The organism is Stenotrophomonas sp. TWI1149, from assembly GCF_039673155.1.
Classification (GTDB): domain Bacteria; phylum Pseudomonadota; class Gammaproteobacteria; order Xanthomonadales; family Xanthomonadaceae; genus Stenotrophomonas; species Stenotrophomonas maltophilia_AA.
The window spans coordinates 87580-104652 of the sequence record NZ_JBDJLB010000005.1 but is presented as its reverse complement, the minus strand read 5'-3'; the positions used below and the strand labels follow the sequence as shown (position 1 = coordinate 104652).

The 17073-nt window shown below is 67.7% G+C and carries 12 protein-coding genes; 7 read left to right on the top strand and 5 right to left on the bottom strand.

The genetic code is table 11. The features are described 5' to 3' along the window. Window positions 1–103 precede the first annotated feature (103 nt). The 3 genes from rsgA (at window position 104) to ABE424_RS07415 (ending at window position 4952) form a co-directional block, all read left to right on the top strand. Window positions 104–1210, top strand: coding sequence for a ribosome small subunit-dependent GTPase A (rsgA, locus tag ABE424_RS07425; protein WP_176988242.1), 1107 nt, complete (start codon window positions 104–106; stop codon window positions 1208–1210). 19 nt (window positions 1211–1229) lie between these two features. Next, entirely contained in the window at window positions 1230–2483 is a 1254-nt protein-coding gene (locus ABE424_RS07420) for a flavohemoglobin expression-modulating QEGLA motif protein (protein ID WP_346492793.1), read from the top strand. A 177-nt stretch (window positions 2484–2660) separates the two neighbouring features. Next, window positions 2661–4952, top strand: coding sequence for a TonB-dependent receptor (locus ABE424_RS07415; RefSeq protein WP_346492794.1), 2292 nt, complete (start codon window positions 2661–2663; stop codon window positions 4950–4952). Window positions 4953–5623: 671 nt separating this feature from the next. On the opposite strand, the gene phbB is transcribed toward ABE424_RS07415, so the two are convergent. Genes phbB through ABE424_RS07400 form a run of 3 tightly spaced genes read right to left on the bottom strand, consistent with a single transcriptional unit; the run spans window position 5624 to window position 8940 of the window. Next, the gene (phbB, locus tag ABE424_RS07410; protein WP_088432597.1) at window positions 5624–6364 is read right to left on the bottom strand and encodes an acetoacetyl-CoA reductase; all 741 of its coding nucleotides are present in this window, start codon (window positions 6362–6364) and stop codon (window positions 5624–5626) included. A gap of 25 nt (window positions 6365–6389) precedes the next feature. Beyond that, window positions 6390–7718: a CitMHS family transporter gene (locus ABE424_RS07405; RefSeq protein ID WP_070473693.1), complete on the bottom strand. Its 1329-nt coding sequence runs from the start codon at window positions 7716–7718 to the stop codon at window positions 6390–6392. A 40-nt stretch (window positions 7719–7758) separates the two neighbouring features. Then, window positions 7759–8940: a porin gene (locus ABE424_RS07400; RefSeq protein WP_346492795.1), complete on the bottom strand. Its 1182-nt coding sequence runs from the start codon at window positions 8938–8940 to the stop codon at window positions 7759–7761. Between the two features lie 156 nt (window positions 8941–9096). On the opposite strand from ABE424_RS07400, the gene ABE424_RS07395 reads away from it, so the two are divergent. From ABE424_RS07395 to ABE424_RS07380, 4 genes are all read left to right on the top strand, one after another. Next, a complete protein-coding gene (locus tag ABE424_RS07395) occupies window positions 9097–9795 on the top strand; it encodes a response regulator transcription factor (RefSeq protein ID WP_346492796.1) in 699 nt (232 codons plus the stop codon). Next, entirely contained in the window at window positions 9785–11167 is a 1383-nt protein-coding gene (locus ABE424_RS07390) for a sensor histidine kinase (protein WP_346492799.1), read from the top strand. The genes ABE424_RS07395 and ABE424_RS07390 overlap by 11 nt, the downstream gene beginning before the upstream one ends. After that, entirely contained in the window at window positions 11164–12216 is a 1053-nt protein-coding gene (locus ABE424_RS07385; protein WP_346478882.1) for an ABC transporter substrate-binding protein, read from the top strand. Before ABE424_RS07390 ends, ABE424_RS07385 begins: the two co-directional genes overlap by 4 nt. 105 nt (window positions 12217–12321) lie before the next feature. Next, complete coding sequence (locus ABE424_RS07380; protein ID WP_176988249.1) at window positions 12322–12972, top strand: response regulator transcription factor; 651 nt, start codon at window positions 12322–12324, stop codon at window positions 12970–12972. A 10-nt stretch (window positions 12973–12982) separates the two neighbouring features. Here ABE424_RS07380 and ABE424_RS07375 read toward each other — a convergent pair whose 3' ends face one another. Together ABE424_RS07375 and ABE424_RS07370 are read right to left on the bottom strand one after the other, a co-directional pair. Beyond that, on the bottom strand, window positions 12983–15628 hold the full coding sequence (locus tag ABE424_RS07375; protein ID WP_346492797.1) for a PAS-domain containing protein: 2646 nt from the start codon (window positions 15626–15628) through the stop codon (window positions 12983–12985). 75 nt (window positions 15629–15703) lie between these two features. Continuing rightward, window positions 15704–16870, bottom strand: coding sequence for a porin (locus ABE424_RS07370; protein WP_346491624.1), 1167 nt, complete (start codon window positions 16868–16870; stop codon window positions 15704–15706). Window positions 16871–17073: the final 203 nt, after the last annotated feature.

The following is a 17073-nucleotide window of genomic DNA, read 5'->3' as shown; positions in this document are numbered from 1 at the left end:
CCCCATGCCCGGCCCTGCAAGGCAGTTGCAGATGAAAGGATTTCCGCGTGTCCAGAACCCTGCCGCGCCCTTGCGGCGACGGCCGGTCGCCACACCCTTTAGAATGGGCACGATGAGCGAACCCACTGATTACCTTGCCCTGCAGACCATTGGCTGGCCTTGGCCAGGCGGCCCGGAGCTGCCGGCCTGGCAGGCCCTGTTCGAACAGTTCCCGCAGGCGCGCCCCGGCCGGGTGATCGAGCAGCATCGCACCGGGTACATCGTCTCCGATGCACCGGAAGCGGCGATCAAGACCGAATCCCCGCCGGAGTGGCAGCGGCCGCGCTTCCCCAGCCACGAGCGCGCGGCGGTCGGCGACTGGGTGCTGCTGGACGGCATCAAGATCGTCGCCCTGCTGCCGCGGCGCACCGCCATCAAGCGTGGCGCCGCCGGCGAGCATTACCACCAGCAGGTGATCGCGGCCAACATCGATACGGTGTTCATCGTGTGTGGCCTGGACGCCGACTTCAACCCGCGCCGGATCGAGCGCTACCTGCTGCTGGTCGGCGGGGGCGGTGCACAGCCGGTGGTGGTGCTGACCAAGGCCGACCAGACCGAGTACAGCCAGGATGCCCTGGATGTGCTGGAAGAACTGGCCGCGCAGAACATCCCGCTGCTGGCCATCAACGGCAAGGACCCGGCCAGCGCCTCGGCCCTGCTGCCGTGGCTCGCCGCCGGCCAGACCGTGGTGCTGGTCGGCTCGTCCGGTGCCGGCAAGTCGACCCTGACCAATACGCTGCTCGGCCACGAGCGCATGAAGACCGCCGATGTGCGCGTCAACGACTCGCGTGGCCGCCACACCACCACCCATCGTGCCTTGATTCCGCTGCCGGCCGGCGCCTGCCTGATCGACACCCCCGGCATGCGCGAGCTGAAGCCGACCGGTGAAGAGGCCCTGAGCGAAGGCGGTTTCTCCGACGTGGAAGCGCTGTCGGCGCAATGCCGTTTCCGCGACTGCGCGCACCAGCGTGAGCCGGGCTGTGCGATCCGCGCGGCCATCGATGACGGCACGCTGGATGAAGAGCGCCTGCTCAACTACTTCAAGCTGAAGGAAGAAGTCGCCGCCGCCGCCGCCAAGCTGGCCGTGCGCCAGGCGCAGCAGGCCATCGAGCGCAAGCACGTCGGCAAGGGCGCCCAGTGGCGCCCGGGCGGGAAGGGCGGCCGGCGATAGCTTTTGCTACTGTCCGTCCATGGACACGCCAATGACCGTGGATCGTGACGTTGCCCACCACACCGCGCTCGATGCCCAACTGGTCGAGGCGGTGGGCGGGATCAAACTGCTCGGGCTGACCAGTTGGCCGGCCGCGTTGCAGGCGCCGTTCCTGGCCAGCGTCGCCCGGGGCCAGCCGGTCCTGCCGCAGGTCGACTACCCCCGGCTCGATTTCGCCGATACCCGCCATCGGCTGGCCGCGATCAGCGCCCAATGCGATCCCGACCATCCCATCGGCCTGTATGTGCAGCGCTCGGCGCACAGCTGGGACCAGGCCGCCGGTCTGCTCGAATCGCTGGGAACGGCCGACGTGGACCGCTACTCGGTGGAGCTGTTCGGCGCGCCCGAGCAGCCGCTGCCCGGCAACGGCCCCAGCACCCGCGATGCGGCCCGCCACTTCATCCAGATCGCGCAGGAGCTGGACCACGAACTGCTCGCGCCCGAAGAACAGGTGCCGGTCTCGGCCACGGCCCTGCAGCTGCAGCTGCAGAGCGATCTGGATGCCTTCTTCGAGTCGCGCATCATCACCGTGCAGCTGGATCCGGAGCTGATCTCCAAGGCCGCCGCCGGCCCCAACCGGATCCGCCTGCGCACCAGCGCCCGCTTCAGCGCCTACGATCGCGCGCAGCTGTTCCACCACGAGGCGCTGGTCCACTCACTGACCGCACTCAACGGCCGCGAACAGCCCCACCTGCCCAGCCTGGCGCTGTCCTCGCCGCGGGTCACCGCGACCCAGGAAGGGCTGGCCACGTTCGCCGAGCAGATCACCGGCAGCATCGACATCGAGCGCCTCAAGCGCATCAGCCTGCGCACCGAAGCGATCGCGATGGCACGCGAGGGCGCCGATTTCATCGCGGTGTTCCGCTATTTCTGCGAAGCCGGGCAGAACAACGAAGAGAGCTTCGCCTCCGCCCAGCGCGTGTTCCGCGGCGTGCCGCCGAGCGGCGGCGCCGCCTTCACCAAGGACACCGTGTATCTGCGCGGGCTGGTCTCGGTGCACACCTTCTTCCGGCACATGTTGGCCGAAGACCGCCTGCAGGTCTGCCGCTGGCTGTTCGCCGGCAAGATGTCGCTGACCGATGCGATCGCCTTCGCGCCCCTGTTCGAAGAGGGCATCCTGCGGCCACCACGCTGGCTGCCGCACTGGGTCAGCCGCGCGAATGGGTTGGCCGGCATGCTGGCGTTCTCGCTGTTCGCCAACCGCATCCGCATGGATCAGCTCGCCCCCGAGTAGTGCCGGCCGCTGGCCGGCAAGCTCGCGCACCTTCCACGTGCGCCCAGTGCGTTCGTGAGCACTGCATCGCATTTCATCTGCGATTACTCTCACCGTCAACATCCTTTCATGTTCCGCTCGCATGCTGGTCATGCACCTGCATTGCGCAGGTCATCTTCCCCCATGTAACGGACGACCATGCTTACCCGACCCCTGACGATCGCGGTGGCGCTCGCGCTGTGCGCCGCCAACGCCCACGCCGCCGATGTAGACGCCACCGCCGCTGCCAATGTCGCGCTCAGCGCGCAGACACTCGATACCGTTTCGGTGATCGGCCAGGGCGAGACCCGCCAGGTGCAGCGCATCACGGCAGTGGACAAGGAGGTGCTGCCGCCGGGTACCAGTGGCCAGAAGATTCTTGATCGCCTGCCCGGCGTGTCCGTGCAGTCCAACGATGCCTTCGGCGCCAATGAAGAATCGCAGACGATCAGCCTGCGCGGCTTCGACAAGAGCCGACTGGGCTATACGCTGGACGGCATCCCGCTGGGCGACAACAGCTACGGCAACTACAACGGCCTGAGCATCGCCCGCGCGCTGATCGCCGAAAACCTGGCCGGTGCCGAGCTGTCGCAGGGCATCGGCTCGCTGGGCGTGGCGTCCACCAGCAACCTCGGCGGCACCATCCAGTACTTCTCGCAGGACCCGTCCACCGAGTTCGGCGGCAAGGCCAGCGTCACCGTCGGCGATGACAATCAGCGCCGCGGCTACCTGCGGGTGGACACCGGCGACCTCAACGGCTTCTCGGCGTATGTCTCCGGCGTGCACCAGGATTCGGACATGTGGGCCGAGCCGAACCAGAACCAGACCACCCGCCAGTTCAATGCCAAGGCGATCTGGAACGTCGGCGACAATCGTTTCGGTGCCTTTGCCGCCACCTCGCGCGTGAGCCAGGCCAACTACGCCTATCTCTCCAAGAGCATGCTCGCGCGTGGCCTGGGCTGGGACTGGAACATCTACGCGCCGGACTGGGACCGCGCGGTCGCCGCAGCGTACTGTGCACCGGGCACCTACAACGCGCAGAAGTGTGCGTTCACCGGTGGCGTCAACAGCATCGACGATGCGTACTACCAGAGCCGCGCACTGCGCGACGACAACCTGTACTCGCTGGATGCCGACCTCGCGCTGGGCGACAACGCCCGCCTGAAGCTGCTCGGCTACCACCACGAGAACCGTGGCCAGGGCCACTGGTGGGCACCGGGCCAGCCGTCCAATCCCGGCACCCCGGAGATGCTGCCGATCTCGATCCGCAGCACCAACTACACCATCAACCGCCAGGGCATCACCGCCGCGCTGAGCTGGCAGTGGGGCATCCATTCGCTGGAAGCCGGCCTGTGGTACGAGCGCAACGACCACAACGTCGAGCGCAACTTCTACTACATCACCGGTCCGTTCCTCGATGATGGCTATCTCAACCATCCGGACCGTCGTCTGTTCGATCAGGACTTCGACATCCGCACGCGCCAGTTCTACGTGCAGGACCGCATGCGCTTCCTGGACGACCGCCTGACTGTGGACGTGGGCATCAAGAGCCCGAACACCCGCATGACCGCCAACGCCAAGCCGGGTACCGAAGCCAGCTACGCCTCGGGCACGCTGACCGCCAAGGAATCGGTGCTGCCGCAGGCCGGTATCGGCTTCAAGCTGAGCCCGAACCAGGAAGTGTTCGCCTCGTACTCGGAGAACATCGCAGCCTTCGTCGGCGGCGGCAGCGGCGGCCCGCTGCAGGTCTCGCCGGAATCCTTCGCGGCCAGCGCCGGGCTGGAGCCGGAGAAGTCGAAGACGCTGGAAGCCGGCTTCCGCACCTTCGGCGAGAAATACCAGGCGTCGATCGCGGCCTACCATGTGACGTTCGACAACCGCCTGCTCTCGCTCAATCCCTGCACCAGCATCGAAGTGGGCACGCGCCCGGAGTGCATCACGCGCTTCATCAACGTGGGTTCGGTGAAGAGCCGTGGTGCGGAGCTGACCTTCATCCTCAAGCCGATCGATGGCCTGCAGTGGTACAACGCGCTCTCCTGGAACAAGACCACCTACGAGGACAACTACACCTCGGGCGGTGCGATCGTGCCGGTGGCCGGCAAGATCACGGTGGACACGCCCGAGCGCATGGCCTCCAGTGAGATCAGCTGGAACCGTGATGGCTTCTTCGCCAGCCTGCGCGCGAAGTACACGGGCAAGCGTTACTACACCTACACCAACGACCAGTCGGTGCCGGGCGTGACGACGTTCGATGCGGGCATGGGGTATTCGTTCGGGCCCGGGATGGGCCTGCGCGACATCAAGGTGTCGCTCAACGCGACCAACCTGACCAACAAGCGCTACGCCGGCCAGCTCAGTTCGTTCGCCCCGACCGATCCGACCGGCACCCGCTACGCGATCCACGCCAGCGCGCCGCGCCAGCTGTTCATGACGGTCGCTGCGGAGTTCTGACCGCCACCTGCAAGGGCAAGGGTAGCCACCGACCGTTGGTCGGTGGGCGCAACGCCTCCCAGATGGCTGGGCCAGGCGCGGGGTGTGTGGGTTCGCGGGACGCGCCGTAAACCCATCCATGGGGGCTCGTGAGCCGCATCCATGCGGCACAACGGTCCCGCCAACCCACACACCCCACGCCTCTGACAGTTGGCTGGTGGCCATGGAAATGAAGAGCCGGTGCCGAGCGGAGCGGATCCGTGGTGGGCTGAACGCTCCAAGCCGAACAAGCCACGCCAGAGCAGACGAGGCAAGCAGGCAAGTCAAAGCAAGCGAAGCACACCGGCAAACAAGCACGCTAAAGCACGCCAAGGCACGCCAAAGCGACGGCGTCACCAAGAGCCAGCTCTTTCGTTGCGCACCAGCCCCCTGTCAAAGGGTGGGCACGGGTGGGTTGGCGGGACCATGTGTTGCCATGGATGGCAACACATGAGCTTACATGGACGTACTTGCAGCGGGTCCCGCCAACCCACCCGTGCCTGCCCAGCGCGACACGAACCTGCCCACCAGCTTTTGACCTGCTGTCGCCGTTGCTGTTGCGCTAAAAAAGCCAAAAAAAAGCCGCGACGCCTCTCAGCATCGCGGCTCACCCCGTGGGGGAGGTCACGCATCAAACGGGATGCGCAAAAACATCAGAACATGTGCAGACCACCATTCACCGCATAATCCGCACCCGTCACATACGCCGCATCGTCCGACGCCAACCACGCACACAGACTCGCCACCTCCTCCGGCTTGCCCAGACGACGGATCGGCACCGACCCCGCCAGACGATCCAGCACATCCGGCGGGAAACTGCTGATCGACTGACTCGCGATATACCCCGGCGAAATCGTATTGACCGTCACGCCCCGTGTCGCCACCTCATTGGCCAGCGCCCGGCTGAACCCATGCATCGCCGCCTTCGCCGTCGCGAAGTTCACCTGGCCGATCTGGCCCTTGTGCGCACTGACCGAACCGATGTTCACGATCCGGCCCCAGCCGCGCGTGCTCATCCCATCGATCACCTGCTTGGTGATGTTGAACAGCGCATGCAGATTCGAGCCCATCACCGCGTTCCAGTCGTCCGGACTCATCTGTCGGAACAACACATCGCGGCTGCCGCCGGCATTGTTCACCAGCACATCGATCTCGCCGACCTCGGCCTTCACCTTGGCGAATGCGGCCACCGTCGAAGACCAGTCCGCGGCGTTGCCTTCCGAGGCGATGAAATCAAAGCCGAGCTCGCGCTGCTCGCGCAGCCAGGCGGCCTTGCGCGGTGAATTCGGGGCGCAGCCGGCGACCACGGTATGGCCGTTGCGGGCCAGCTTCTGGCAGATGGCAGTGCCGACACTGCCCATGGCGCTGGTGACGTAGGCGATGCGAAGAGTCATGGCGGAACGCTCCTTGGGAGACGGATCAGGACGCAAGCGGGTACAGGCCGAACAGCAGCCCGCCGAACATCAGCAACATCGAAATGGCGATGGCCCACTTCAGGGTGAACTTCTGGTGGTCGGCGAATTCCACCTTCGCCAGGCCGACCAGCAGATAGGTCGAGGGCACCAGTGGGCTGAGCAGATGCACGGGCTGGCCTGCCAGCGAGGCGCGTGCCATTTCCACCGGGGTGATGCCGTAGTTGCCGGCCGCCTCGGACAGGATCGGCAGCACGCCGAAGTAGAAGGCATCGTTGGACATGAAGAAGGTGAACGGCATCGAGGCCAGGGCGGTGATCACCGCCAGGTACGGGCCCCAGCTGTCCGGGATGATCGCCAGGAAGCTGTGCGACATCGCCTCGACCATGCCGGTGTTGTTGAGGATGCCGGTGAAGATGCCGGCCGCGAAGATCAGCGACACCACCGAAAGAACGTTGCCGGCATGGTTGACCACGCGGCGGCGCTGCTCGGCCAGGTTCGGGTAGTTGATCACCAGGGCGATCGCGAAGCCGACCATGAACAGCACCGGCATCGGCAGCACGCCCAGAATCAGTGCGGTCATCAGCGCGATGGTCAGGCCGAGATTCACCCACAGCAGCTTCGGACGCTTGGTGTCCTCGGCATCTTCCACGGTCGGCAGCGTGTTGCCGTCATCGGAGACGCTGTTGTCCATCCAGCTGCCGCCCTGCGGCAGGGTCACCACGCCCAGGCGACGGCGCTCCTTCATGCCCAGGTACCAGGCCAGCACCAGCACGCCCGCACAGGCGATCACCATCGAGGGAATCAGCGGCACGAACACGTCGGCCGGGTCCACATGCAGTGCCGTGGCGGCGCGTGCGGTCGGGCCGCCCCACGGGGTCAGGTTCATCACGCCGCCGGCGAGGATGGTCACGCAGGTCATGTTCAACGCGTTCATGCCCAGCCGCTGATACAACGGCAGCATCGCCGAGACGGTGATCATGTAGGTGGTCGAGCCGTCGCCGTCGAGCGAGATCAGCATCGCCAGGATGGCGGTGCCGAGCACGATCTTCATCGGGTCGCCCTTGACGAAGCGCAGGATGATCCGCACCAGCGGATCGAACAGCCCGGCATCGATCATCACCCCGAAGTACAGGATGGCGAACATCAGCATCACGCCGGTCGGCGCGATCTTCTTGATGCCTTCCAGCATCATGTCGTCGATGCCGGCCGCGAAGCCGCCGATCAGCGCGAACAGGATCGGAATGGTGATGAGGGCGACCAGCGGCGAGAGCCGCTTGCTCATGATCAAGTACATGAATGTAATGACCATGCCAAAGCCGAGGATGCTCAGCATCATCTGCATTCTCCAGAAGCAACGGGGCGGAAAGAGGGGGTCAGAAGTCGTACTGCAGGCGGCCGGTGACCGCGCGGGTGCGATCCACGGTGGCGTCGGCCAGGCGGTCGCGGTTGCGGCTTTCGATCAGGTTGAGCATGAAGCGCAGGTTCGGGCGCATGTACCAGTTGCCGCCCAGCGTCCACGCCTCGGTCTGGCCATCGCGCAGATCGGGCTGGCCGATCAGGTGCTGGTCGCCGCGCATCTGGTCATAGCGCAGCGCCAGTTCGAACGCGCCGGCCCTGTGCTGGAAATCCTTGACCCGCCCGAAGCGGCCGGTCTTGCCGTCGTACACGCGCGATTCGCCGGTGACGAACCAGCTGAGCAGGCCGTAGCCGGCCAGCACCTTGCCGCGCTGGCTGCCGTCGTCGAAGGTGGCGCCGCTGAATTCGCCCTGCCACGACAGTGGCCCACGGACCTGGGCGTACTCCAGCGACCACTTGTTGACGTCGGTATCGCGGCCGGCCGAGAAGTCCACCAGGGTCAGGCGGCTGTTGTCGGAGAGGTGACCGGCCGGGCGCGGGCGGATCTTCAGCCCGGGCACGCCGCTGGCGCCGGGGTTGTCGTAGCGCTCATGCGCCAGCGACACGCCCAGGTGCAGCACATCACCGGCGGTGGCGCCCGGGGCCCAGGTCGCGCGGCCACCGGCGGCGCGGCCCTTGACCTGCCACGCATCGATGCTTTCCAGGCTGTAGGCGCTGGCGGCCCAGGTCATGTCACCGCGTGCAGCCTGCCAGGAGGCGCCGAGGCGGTACAGCGGGGCCAGCGTGGTGCCGGCATTGCCGCGCTCCAGGAAGGTGCCGTAGTTGGAACTGGTGCGGTCATCCAGCGAGAAGAACTGCTTGAACTGGCCCACGGTCAGCTTGCCGGCCTCGCCGAAGCTGCGGCTGACGAAGACATCCTTGGCTTCGACGCGGTCGCCGGAAAAATCTGCTTCCAGCTTGTAGTCGACGGCAAAGAACTTGCCGGACACGTCAAGCCACGCGCGGCGGATCTCAGTGTCGTCCTTGTTCGGGGTGCCGCGGCTGTCGTTGTGGAAATCGGCGAAGTCCAGGTGCAGGCGGCCGCCGAGGCTGGCCGTGACCGGGCGGTCCTCATCACCGTCGTCGGCGGCCCAGGCCGGCGCGGCCAACAACAGGGTGCAGGCGGCAGGCATGCACCAGCGCAAGGCGTTCAGTTCCATGGACCCTCCCAGGTACCGGATGTTCGGGGGTGACGCGATGGCGCAGCCTAGTGCCGGGATGCTGTCATCCACCTGTCAGCCATTGCTGCGCCGCAGCGAAACGCACGGATGCGGCTGCACGCGCTAGCATTCCCGCACCTTTCCCGATCCCGACCGATGCGCATCCTGCTGGTGGAAGACAACCCGGACCTGGCCGACGCGATCGTCCGTCGCATGCGCCGCAGCGGCCACGCCGTGGACTGGCAGAGTGACGGGCTGGCCGCGGCGAGCGTGCTGCGCTACCAGAGCTTCGATCTGGTCGTGCTCGATATCGGCCTGCCCAAACTGGATGGGCTGCGCGTGCTGGCCGGCATGCGCGAGCGCGGTGACAGCACCCCGGTGCTGATGCTGACCGCGCGCGACGGGATCGAGGACCGCGTGCAGGCGCTGGATGTCGGCGCGGACGATTACCTGGGAAAACCATTCGATTTCCGCGAATTCGAAGCGCGCTGCCGCGTGCTGCTGCGGCGTACCCGGGGCCAGGCCAGCGAGGTGGTGCAGATCGGTGGGTTCCAGTTCGACAACGCCGCGCACCGGGTCAGCCTGGACGGCCAGCCGATCGAGCTGCCCAACCGTGAGTACCGCCTGCTCGAGATTCTGATGGGGCGGCTGGGGCAGGTGGTCGGCAAGGACGAGATCGGCAATGGCCTGTTCGGCTTCGATGACGAGGCCGGTCCCAACGCGATCGAGCTCTATGTCGGCCGCCTGCGCCGCAAGCTGGCCGACGCGCCGCTGCGGATCGTCACCGTGCGTGGCAGCGGCTACCTGCTCGAAGCGCATGACGCCACGCCCGACGGCGGCGCCGATGGCGGCTGAGGCCCGCACGCCGACGTCGATCCGGCGCACGCTGTGGCTGTACCTGGGCGGCCTGATGGCGCTGTTCGCCGTGGCGTTGTTCTTCGGCGCGCGCGACTACGGCCAGCGCGCCGCCAACCGTTCCTACGATCACCTGCTGGTGTCCTCGGCGCTGTCGATCATCGATTCGGTGGCGCTGGTGGATGCGCAGTGGCAGGTCGATCTGCCGTACGCCTCGCTGGACCTGCTGGCGATGGCGCCGGAGGACCGCGTGTTCTACCGCGTCTCCGATGCGCGCAACCAGACCGTGACCGGCTACGGCGATCTGCCCGCGCCGCCGCGCGCGCCGAGCGATCGCCCGCAGTTGTTCGACGCGCCCTACAGCGGGGAGACGGTGCGCTTCGTGGTGGTGTCGCGCCGGGTCTCCTCGCCGTCCGCCCAGGCCGAAGTGCGCGTGCAGGTGGGGCAGACGCGACGGGCGCGCGAGGCGCTCGCGCAGGACATGGTGACCCGCGCGCTGGTCGCGATCGTGGTGCTCTCGCTGTTGTCGCTGGCACTGGTCGCGCTCGGCGTGCACCGCGCGCTGCGGCCGCTGGTGCGGGTCGAACGCGAGCTGTCCCGGCGCGAACCGTCCGACCTGCGGCCACTGGACGCCGCCACGCCGCAGGAGATGGACCAGATGGTCGGCGCGCTGAACCACTTCATGGGCCGACTCTCGAGCAGCAATGAAACCCTGCGTGCCTTCATGGCCGAGGCCGCGCACCAGATGCGCACCCCCTTGGCGGCACTGCGTGCGCAGGCCCAGCTGGCGCTGGACGATGAAGATCCGGAAGACATGCGGCGCAGCCTGCAGGCGATCGAGCGCAATGCCACCCACATGAGCCGCCTGCTCAACCAGCTGCTCAGCGATGCCAGCGTGATCCATCGCGCGAACCTGCAGCGCTTCGCCCTGGTCGACCTGGCCGAGATCGTGCACCAGGCCCTGCACGAGGCCTTGCCGCAGGCATTGCCCGCACCTCGCGTACAGCTGGCGGTGACCAGCGATCCGGCCTGGGTCAACGGGGATGCACTGCTGCTGCGCGAAGCGATCAAGAACCTGATCGACAATGCGCTCAAATACGGCGGCGACGGCGTACTGCAGCTGGCGCTGACCACCGATGACAGCCACTGCGTGCTGACCATCGCCGACCACGGCCCGGGCATCGCACCGGCCGATGCCGAACGCGTGTTCGAGCGCTTCGCACGTGGCGAAGGCGCCGCGGCCGGCGGTGCCGGACTGGGTCTGGCGATCGTCAAGCGCGTGGTCGACAGTCATGGCGGCCACATCGATCTGGCCAACCGTGTGGGTGGCGGGCTGGTCGCCACCATCCGGATGCCGAGGAGGCACGCATGAAACGCTGGCATGGCCTGTTGCTGTTGCTGTTCACCACCACGGTCTTCGCTGATCCGGGCGATGTGCAGCGCTTCCCGGCGCAGGGCGCTCCCACCGCGCAGCTGCGCATCCACGGCTCGACCGACATCGAAGTCTTCGCCACGGTGATCGCCGATTACCAGCGGCTGCATCCCGGCACGGAGATCGTCTACGAAGACATCATCACGCAGGACATGTATGCGCGCTACCTGCGGGATCGCAGCGGTCCGGCTTCACCGGACATGCTGATCAGCAGTGGCATGGATCTGCAGGCCAAGCTGGTCAACGATGGCCATGCGCTGGCGCACCGCTCGGCGCAGACGGATGCGCTGCCCGGCTGGGCACAGTGGCGGCACGAAGCATTCGGGATCAGCTATGAGCCGGTCGCGATGGTCTACAACACCCGTACGCTGCCGGCGGCCCGGGTGCCGCATACGCGCCGGCAGCTGCTGGAGCTGCTGCGGGCGCCCGATGCGCCATTGTTGGGCCGGGTGGGAACCTACGATGTGCAGCGCAGCAGCGTCGGCTATCTGTTGGCGACCCAGGACGGCCAACGCGGCAGCATGGCCGGCGCCCTGCTCGGAGCGCTGGGCGACAACCGGGTGCAGCTGGAGGAGCGCACCGGCGTGCTGCTCGACAAGGTCAGCAGCGGCCAGCTCTCGCTGGTCTACAACGTGCTCGGCTCCTATGCGCAGGCCCGGATCGATGCGGGTGCGCCGCTGGGCATCATCGAACCGGAGGACTACACGCTGGTGATGCTGCGCACCGCGGTAATTCCGCGCGGTGGCCGGCATCCGGAAGAAGCCCGCCGCTTCCTCGACTATCTGCTGTCACCGCGCGGGCAGCAGGTGCTCTCCCGCGAGGCGCGGCTGATGCCGATCCTGCCGGCGGCGGGCCAGCGCCGTGGCGCTTCGCCGGAGCGCAGCTACCGTCCGATCCAGCTCGGCCCGGGCCTGCTGGTGTACCTGGACGGACTCAAGCGCCGCCAGTTCCTGGAAGCGTGGCGCGGCAGCATGCAGCAGGAGCGGTGAGGCTGCCAGCGGCCTCACCGCTCCTGCTGCCCGCGCATTCCATCTGCGCTGCCAGGATGCCGGTAGTGACGGCCGCTGGCCGTCAACCTCATTACAATCGACCCCATGAGTGACATCACCGTTCTGGTCGCCGACGACCATCCCCTGCTGCGTGCCGCTGTCGTGCATTCGCTGCGCCAGGCGCTGCCGCAGGTCAATGTGATCGAAGTGGCCAGTGCCGCGACGCTGGAAAGCGCGCTGGGCCAGCACCCGGAGATCGAGCTGGTCCTGCTGGACCTGACCATGCCCGGCGCACGCGGGTTCTCCTCGCTGCTGCATGTGCGCGGATCGCACCCGGACATCCCGGTCGTGATCGTCTCGTCCAACGACCACCCGCGCGTGATCCGCCGCGCGCAGCAGTTCGGCGCCGCCGGCTTCATCCCCAAATCGGCGCCCGCCGAGACCATCGGCCAGGCCGTGGCCGCCGTGCTTGACGGCGGCGTGTGGTTCCCGGCCATGGCTGCGGAACGCTCCGAGTCCGATGCCCTGCTGGCCGCGCGCCTGGCCCAGCTCACCCCGCAGCAGTTCCGGGTGCTGCTGAGCCTGGCCGACGGCCTGCTCAACAAGCAGATCGCCTACGAGCTGGGCCTGGCCGAGAACACGGTCAAGGTGCACGTCACCGCGATCCTGAAGAAGCTCGAGTGCCACAGCCGCACCCAGGCGGCAGTGCTGGTGAAAGCGCTGGAGCCGGAAGGAGATGCCGGCGCAGGGCTGTAGAGGCGCACCCTCAGCTGCGATGCCGCACCAGCAGCTGTGTCATCAACGCCCGCAACGCCGGTGGGCGTACCGGCTTGGACAGGAAGCCCCAGCCATTCTCCATCGCCTGCGCCTTGAGCGCATCGTCGCGCTCGGCGGTGACCAGGATCACCGGTGGACGTGCCTGCCACAGCGTGCACAGTGCTTCGTACAGGTCCGGGCCGTGCCACTGGCCCATGCGCACGTCCAGCAGCAGCAACTGCGGCGGGTTGAAGGCCGAGGCGATCTCCAGCGCCGGCTGCGGGCCATCGGCCAGCTCCACCACGCAGCCCCAGCGTTCCAGCAGCGCACGGGTAGCCGCGCAGACGCGCGGGTCGTCGTCGATGCTCCATACCCGGCAGCCGCGCAGCGGGCTGTCGTCGCCCGGCTCGGCGTTCGGCACCGGGGCGGCGGCGGGCAGGGGGACGTCGCCGGCGGCGCCCAGCGGTACGTCGACCGCGAACACGCTGCCGCTGCCCAGGGTGGAACGCAGGTGGATGCGGTGCCCCAGCAGGCGGCCGATGCGCTCGACAATCGCCAGGCCCAGCCCGGCGCCGCGCTCCTGGTCCACGCCGTCATCCAGGCGGCGGAACTCTTCGAAGATTTCGCCCTGCAGGCTCTCGGGAATGCCCGGGCCCTGGTCGTGCACTTCGATGCGCAGCTGATCGCCCACGCGCCGACAGCCAATGAGCACGCGCCCGCGCGGGGTATATCGCAGCGCATTGGACAGGAAGTTCTGCAGGATGCGGCGCAGCAGGGCTTCGTCGCTCACCACCACCGCGCGGGTGTCCACCCAGTCCAGCTTCAGACCACGGCCTTCGGCGGCAATGCCGAACTCGCGCGCCAGCGTTTCCAGCAGTGGCGACAGTGCGAATGCATGCACCTGGGTCTGCAACGTGCCGGACTCCAGCCGCGAGATGTCCAGCAGGCTGTTGAGAATGGAATCCTGCGCGGCCAGCGCGGCGTCGACATGCTCGGTCAGTTCCCGCGCATCGCCGCCCAGCTTGCCGCGCAGCACCGAGACGAACATGCGCGCCGCATTGAGCGGCTGCAGCAGGTCGTGCACCGCCGAGGCCACGAACCGTGATTTGTAGCGGTTGGCGCGCTCGGCCTCGCGCCGTGCTTCGTCCAGATCGCGGGTGCGCTCGGCCACGCGATGCTCCAGGGCATCGGCCAGCGAGCGCAGCTCGCGCGCGGTGTTCTTGTAGCTGGTGATGTCTGCGTAGCTGGTCACGAAGCCGCCGTCGGGCAGGGGATTGCCGCGTATTTCCAGCACGGTGCCGTCGTCCTTCTCGCTCTCGCGCATGTGCGGGCGGCCGCTGCGCAGATGGTTGAGGCGACGCTCGATCGCTTCTTCGATCGGCCCGGGCCCGAGCAGGCCACGGCGCGCGTTGAAGCGGAAAATCTCTTCGATCGGCCGCCCGACCTGGATCAGGCCGGACGGAAACCGGAACAGCTCCAGATAGCGCGCGTTCCACGCCACCAGCTTCTGCTCGTTGTCGATCACCACCACGCCCTGCGGCAGGTGCGCCAGGCTGCGGCTTAGGCCGCTGTCGGCCTGCTGGGCGGCCTGCAGCACGCCGTCCTGCGCGGTACGCAGCTCCTGTGCATGCTGTTTGAGCACGCTTTCCAGCTCGCGCCGGCTGCGCTGGCGATGGGCGGCCAGGCGCCGCCGCTGCTGGATGAACAACACCAGGAAGCCCAGTGCCAGCCACGCCGCACCGCCTCCGATGGCGGCACTGCGCCCGGCGCTGGTGGCAGCGCCGGCATCGTGCAGCAGGTGCAGGTTCCACTGCTCCTCGGGCAGCGCCAGGGTCTGCCAGAGCATCTCGCCCGGCAGCACCGGATCGAGCAGGTGGACCATGCGGCCGCCATCGTCGAGCACGCTGCCGGTGCGTACCCGCAGCGGTTGCAGCGAGCGGTCGGCGTACTGGCGGCTGTCGAGCATCTCGCTGCGTTCGGCGGCGCCCAGCGGGCGCAGCAACCGGTAGCGCCAGGCGTCGCGGTTGGCCAGGAACACCACATCGTGCTCGTCGCTGGCCAGCACCACGTCGGGGCTGGTCAGCCATTCCTGCTCCAGCGCGGCCAGTTCGATCTTGATCACCACCACGCCGATGCGCGCGCCGTCTTCCTCGATCGCCTGCGACAGGTAGTAGCCGGGCACGCCGGTGGTCATGCCGATGCCGTAGAAGCGGCCGTGGCCGCTGGCCAGCGCTTGGCGGTAGTAGGGACGGTAGCTGTAGTCCTCGCCGACGTTGCTGCTGGGCTGGTCCCAGTTGCTGGCGGCCACGGCCACGCCGTCACGCCCGACCAGGGTCAGGGTGGAGGCGCGGGTGACCTGGTTGGCGCGCTGCAGTTTCAGGTTCAGCCGCTGGCGGGCGGCGGCATCGGGGCGCCGCTGCAGCGCCCCACGCAGGTCCGGGTCCAGCGCCAGCACCTGCGGCAGCGTGCCGAAGCGGTCGATGCGCTGCTGCAGGCCCTGGGCGTACAGCTCCAGCTGACGCTGCACCTGGCCGCTCTCGGTGGCCAGCGCGCGGCGCCAGGCGTAGTGGCCGGCCGCGGCCGCGCACAGCACGGTACCGCCGATCATCACCAGCAGGGTCAACAGCAGGGTGCGGTGGCGGCCGAGCCAGTACATGGGCGGCAGTCTACGATCGCGCGTCGGGCGTGGTGTGCACGCCCGACGCGCCGGTTGCGGTCGGCGGCGCAGGGCTCAGAAGTGCATCTGCGCGCGCAGTTCGAAGATTTCCGGCTGGCTGCGCACGCCACGACGGCTGGCATCGACCTTGACGTAGTTCGCCTGGAACTTGAAGTGCGAGGTCAGGTACCAGTTGGCGCCGAGGGTCCAGTCGTGCTGGCGACCGCCGAACACGTCGGCATCATCCAGATCGATGCGGCTGTAGCGGGTGACCAGCTCGACCGCACCGTAGTCGTGGGCCGGCTTGACGTTGGCTACGGCGCCGGCGGTGTACGGGCGCGATTCCCCGGTCAGGATCCAGCTGGCCATCGCGTACTGGCCGTTGCCGGTGTAGTCCGGCTTGCCGTCCCGGCTGACCGTGGTCTGCAGCGCTTCGCCCTGCAGCGAGAACGGGCCGCGGATCCAGATGCCTTCCAGGCCGGTGCGCACGATCTTGTCGGCGGTGGTCAGCGCACCGGAGTCGACAAGGCGGATGTCGGTCAGGCCGGCTTCCGGGCGTGCGCGCAGGCGGGCGCTGGCCGGGTGCGAGACATCGCGGCCATCGCGGTACCCGCGCGGATTTTCCTGCGAATAGGCCAGGCCCAGGTGGATCACGTCGCCTGCGGCCTTGACCGGGGTCCACACGGCACGCACGGCCTGCGTGGTGCCGGGATTGTCGCCCTGCAGGTCCTTGCCGCCATAGGCGCCGGCCTGCAGGAGGTACTGCGGACGCTCCAGCACCCATTCGGCACCGGTGCGGCGGCCTTCGTAGAACGCCTGCACGGGCAGGGCGGTCTCCAGGAAGCTGCCGGCGCGCGAGGAGGTGCCCGCGTCCAGGCCGACCGGGGTCTTCATGTAGCCGAAGCGGAAGCGGCCGATGTCGCTGCCGAAGAAGGCCTTGCTTTCGAAGCGGACGAACACGTCCAGCCAGGTGTCGGCCTGGAAGTCGTAATAGACCATGGCGTCGTACACGCCCTTCTTCTTCAGGGTGGCGCCGAATTCCTTGCGGCGCACGGCGTCGGCGTCTTCGATGCCGCTGTTGCCGGAGAAGTCGTTGAGGTCGTAGGCGATGTTGGCAGTCGCTGCCAGCTCGGTACCGTCACTGAAGGTGGTCTTGGTCGGCCAGTTGTCCCAGTCGGCCGCGGTGGCGGCGAGCGGGGCGGTGGTCAGGGCCAGGGCGATGAACAGGGGCGTAGGGCGCATGGGCGGTAGCTGCTAGATAAGGGTGGGGCAGAACAACAACGGCCGCGGACGGCAAATCTGAGGGGCTGTCGTCCCCTGATCCGCCGCTGGGCCACCCGCCGCCGTGGGGGCGCGGTGCCGGGCCAGTGTAGGCAGTCCGGCCAGCTGAACCGGGGGGCTAGTACCAATAGGTTATCTGCGTTGGCGAGATGCGGGCGTAAAAA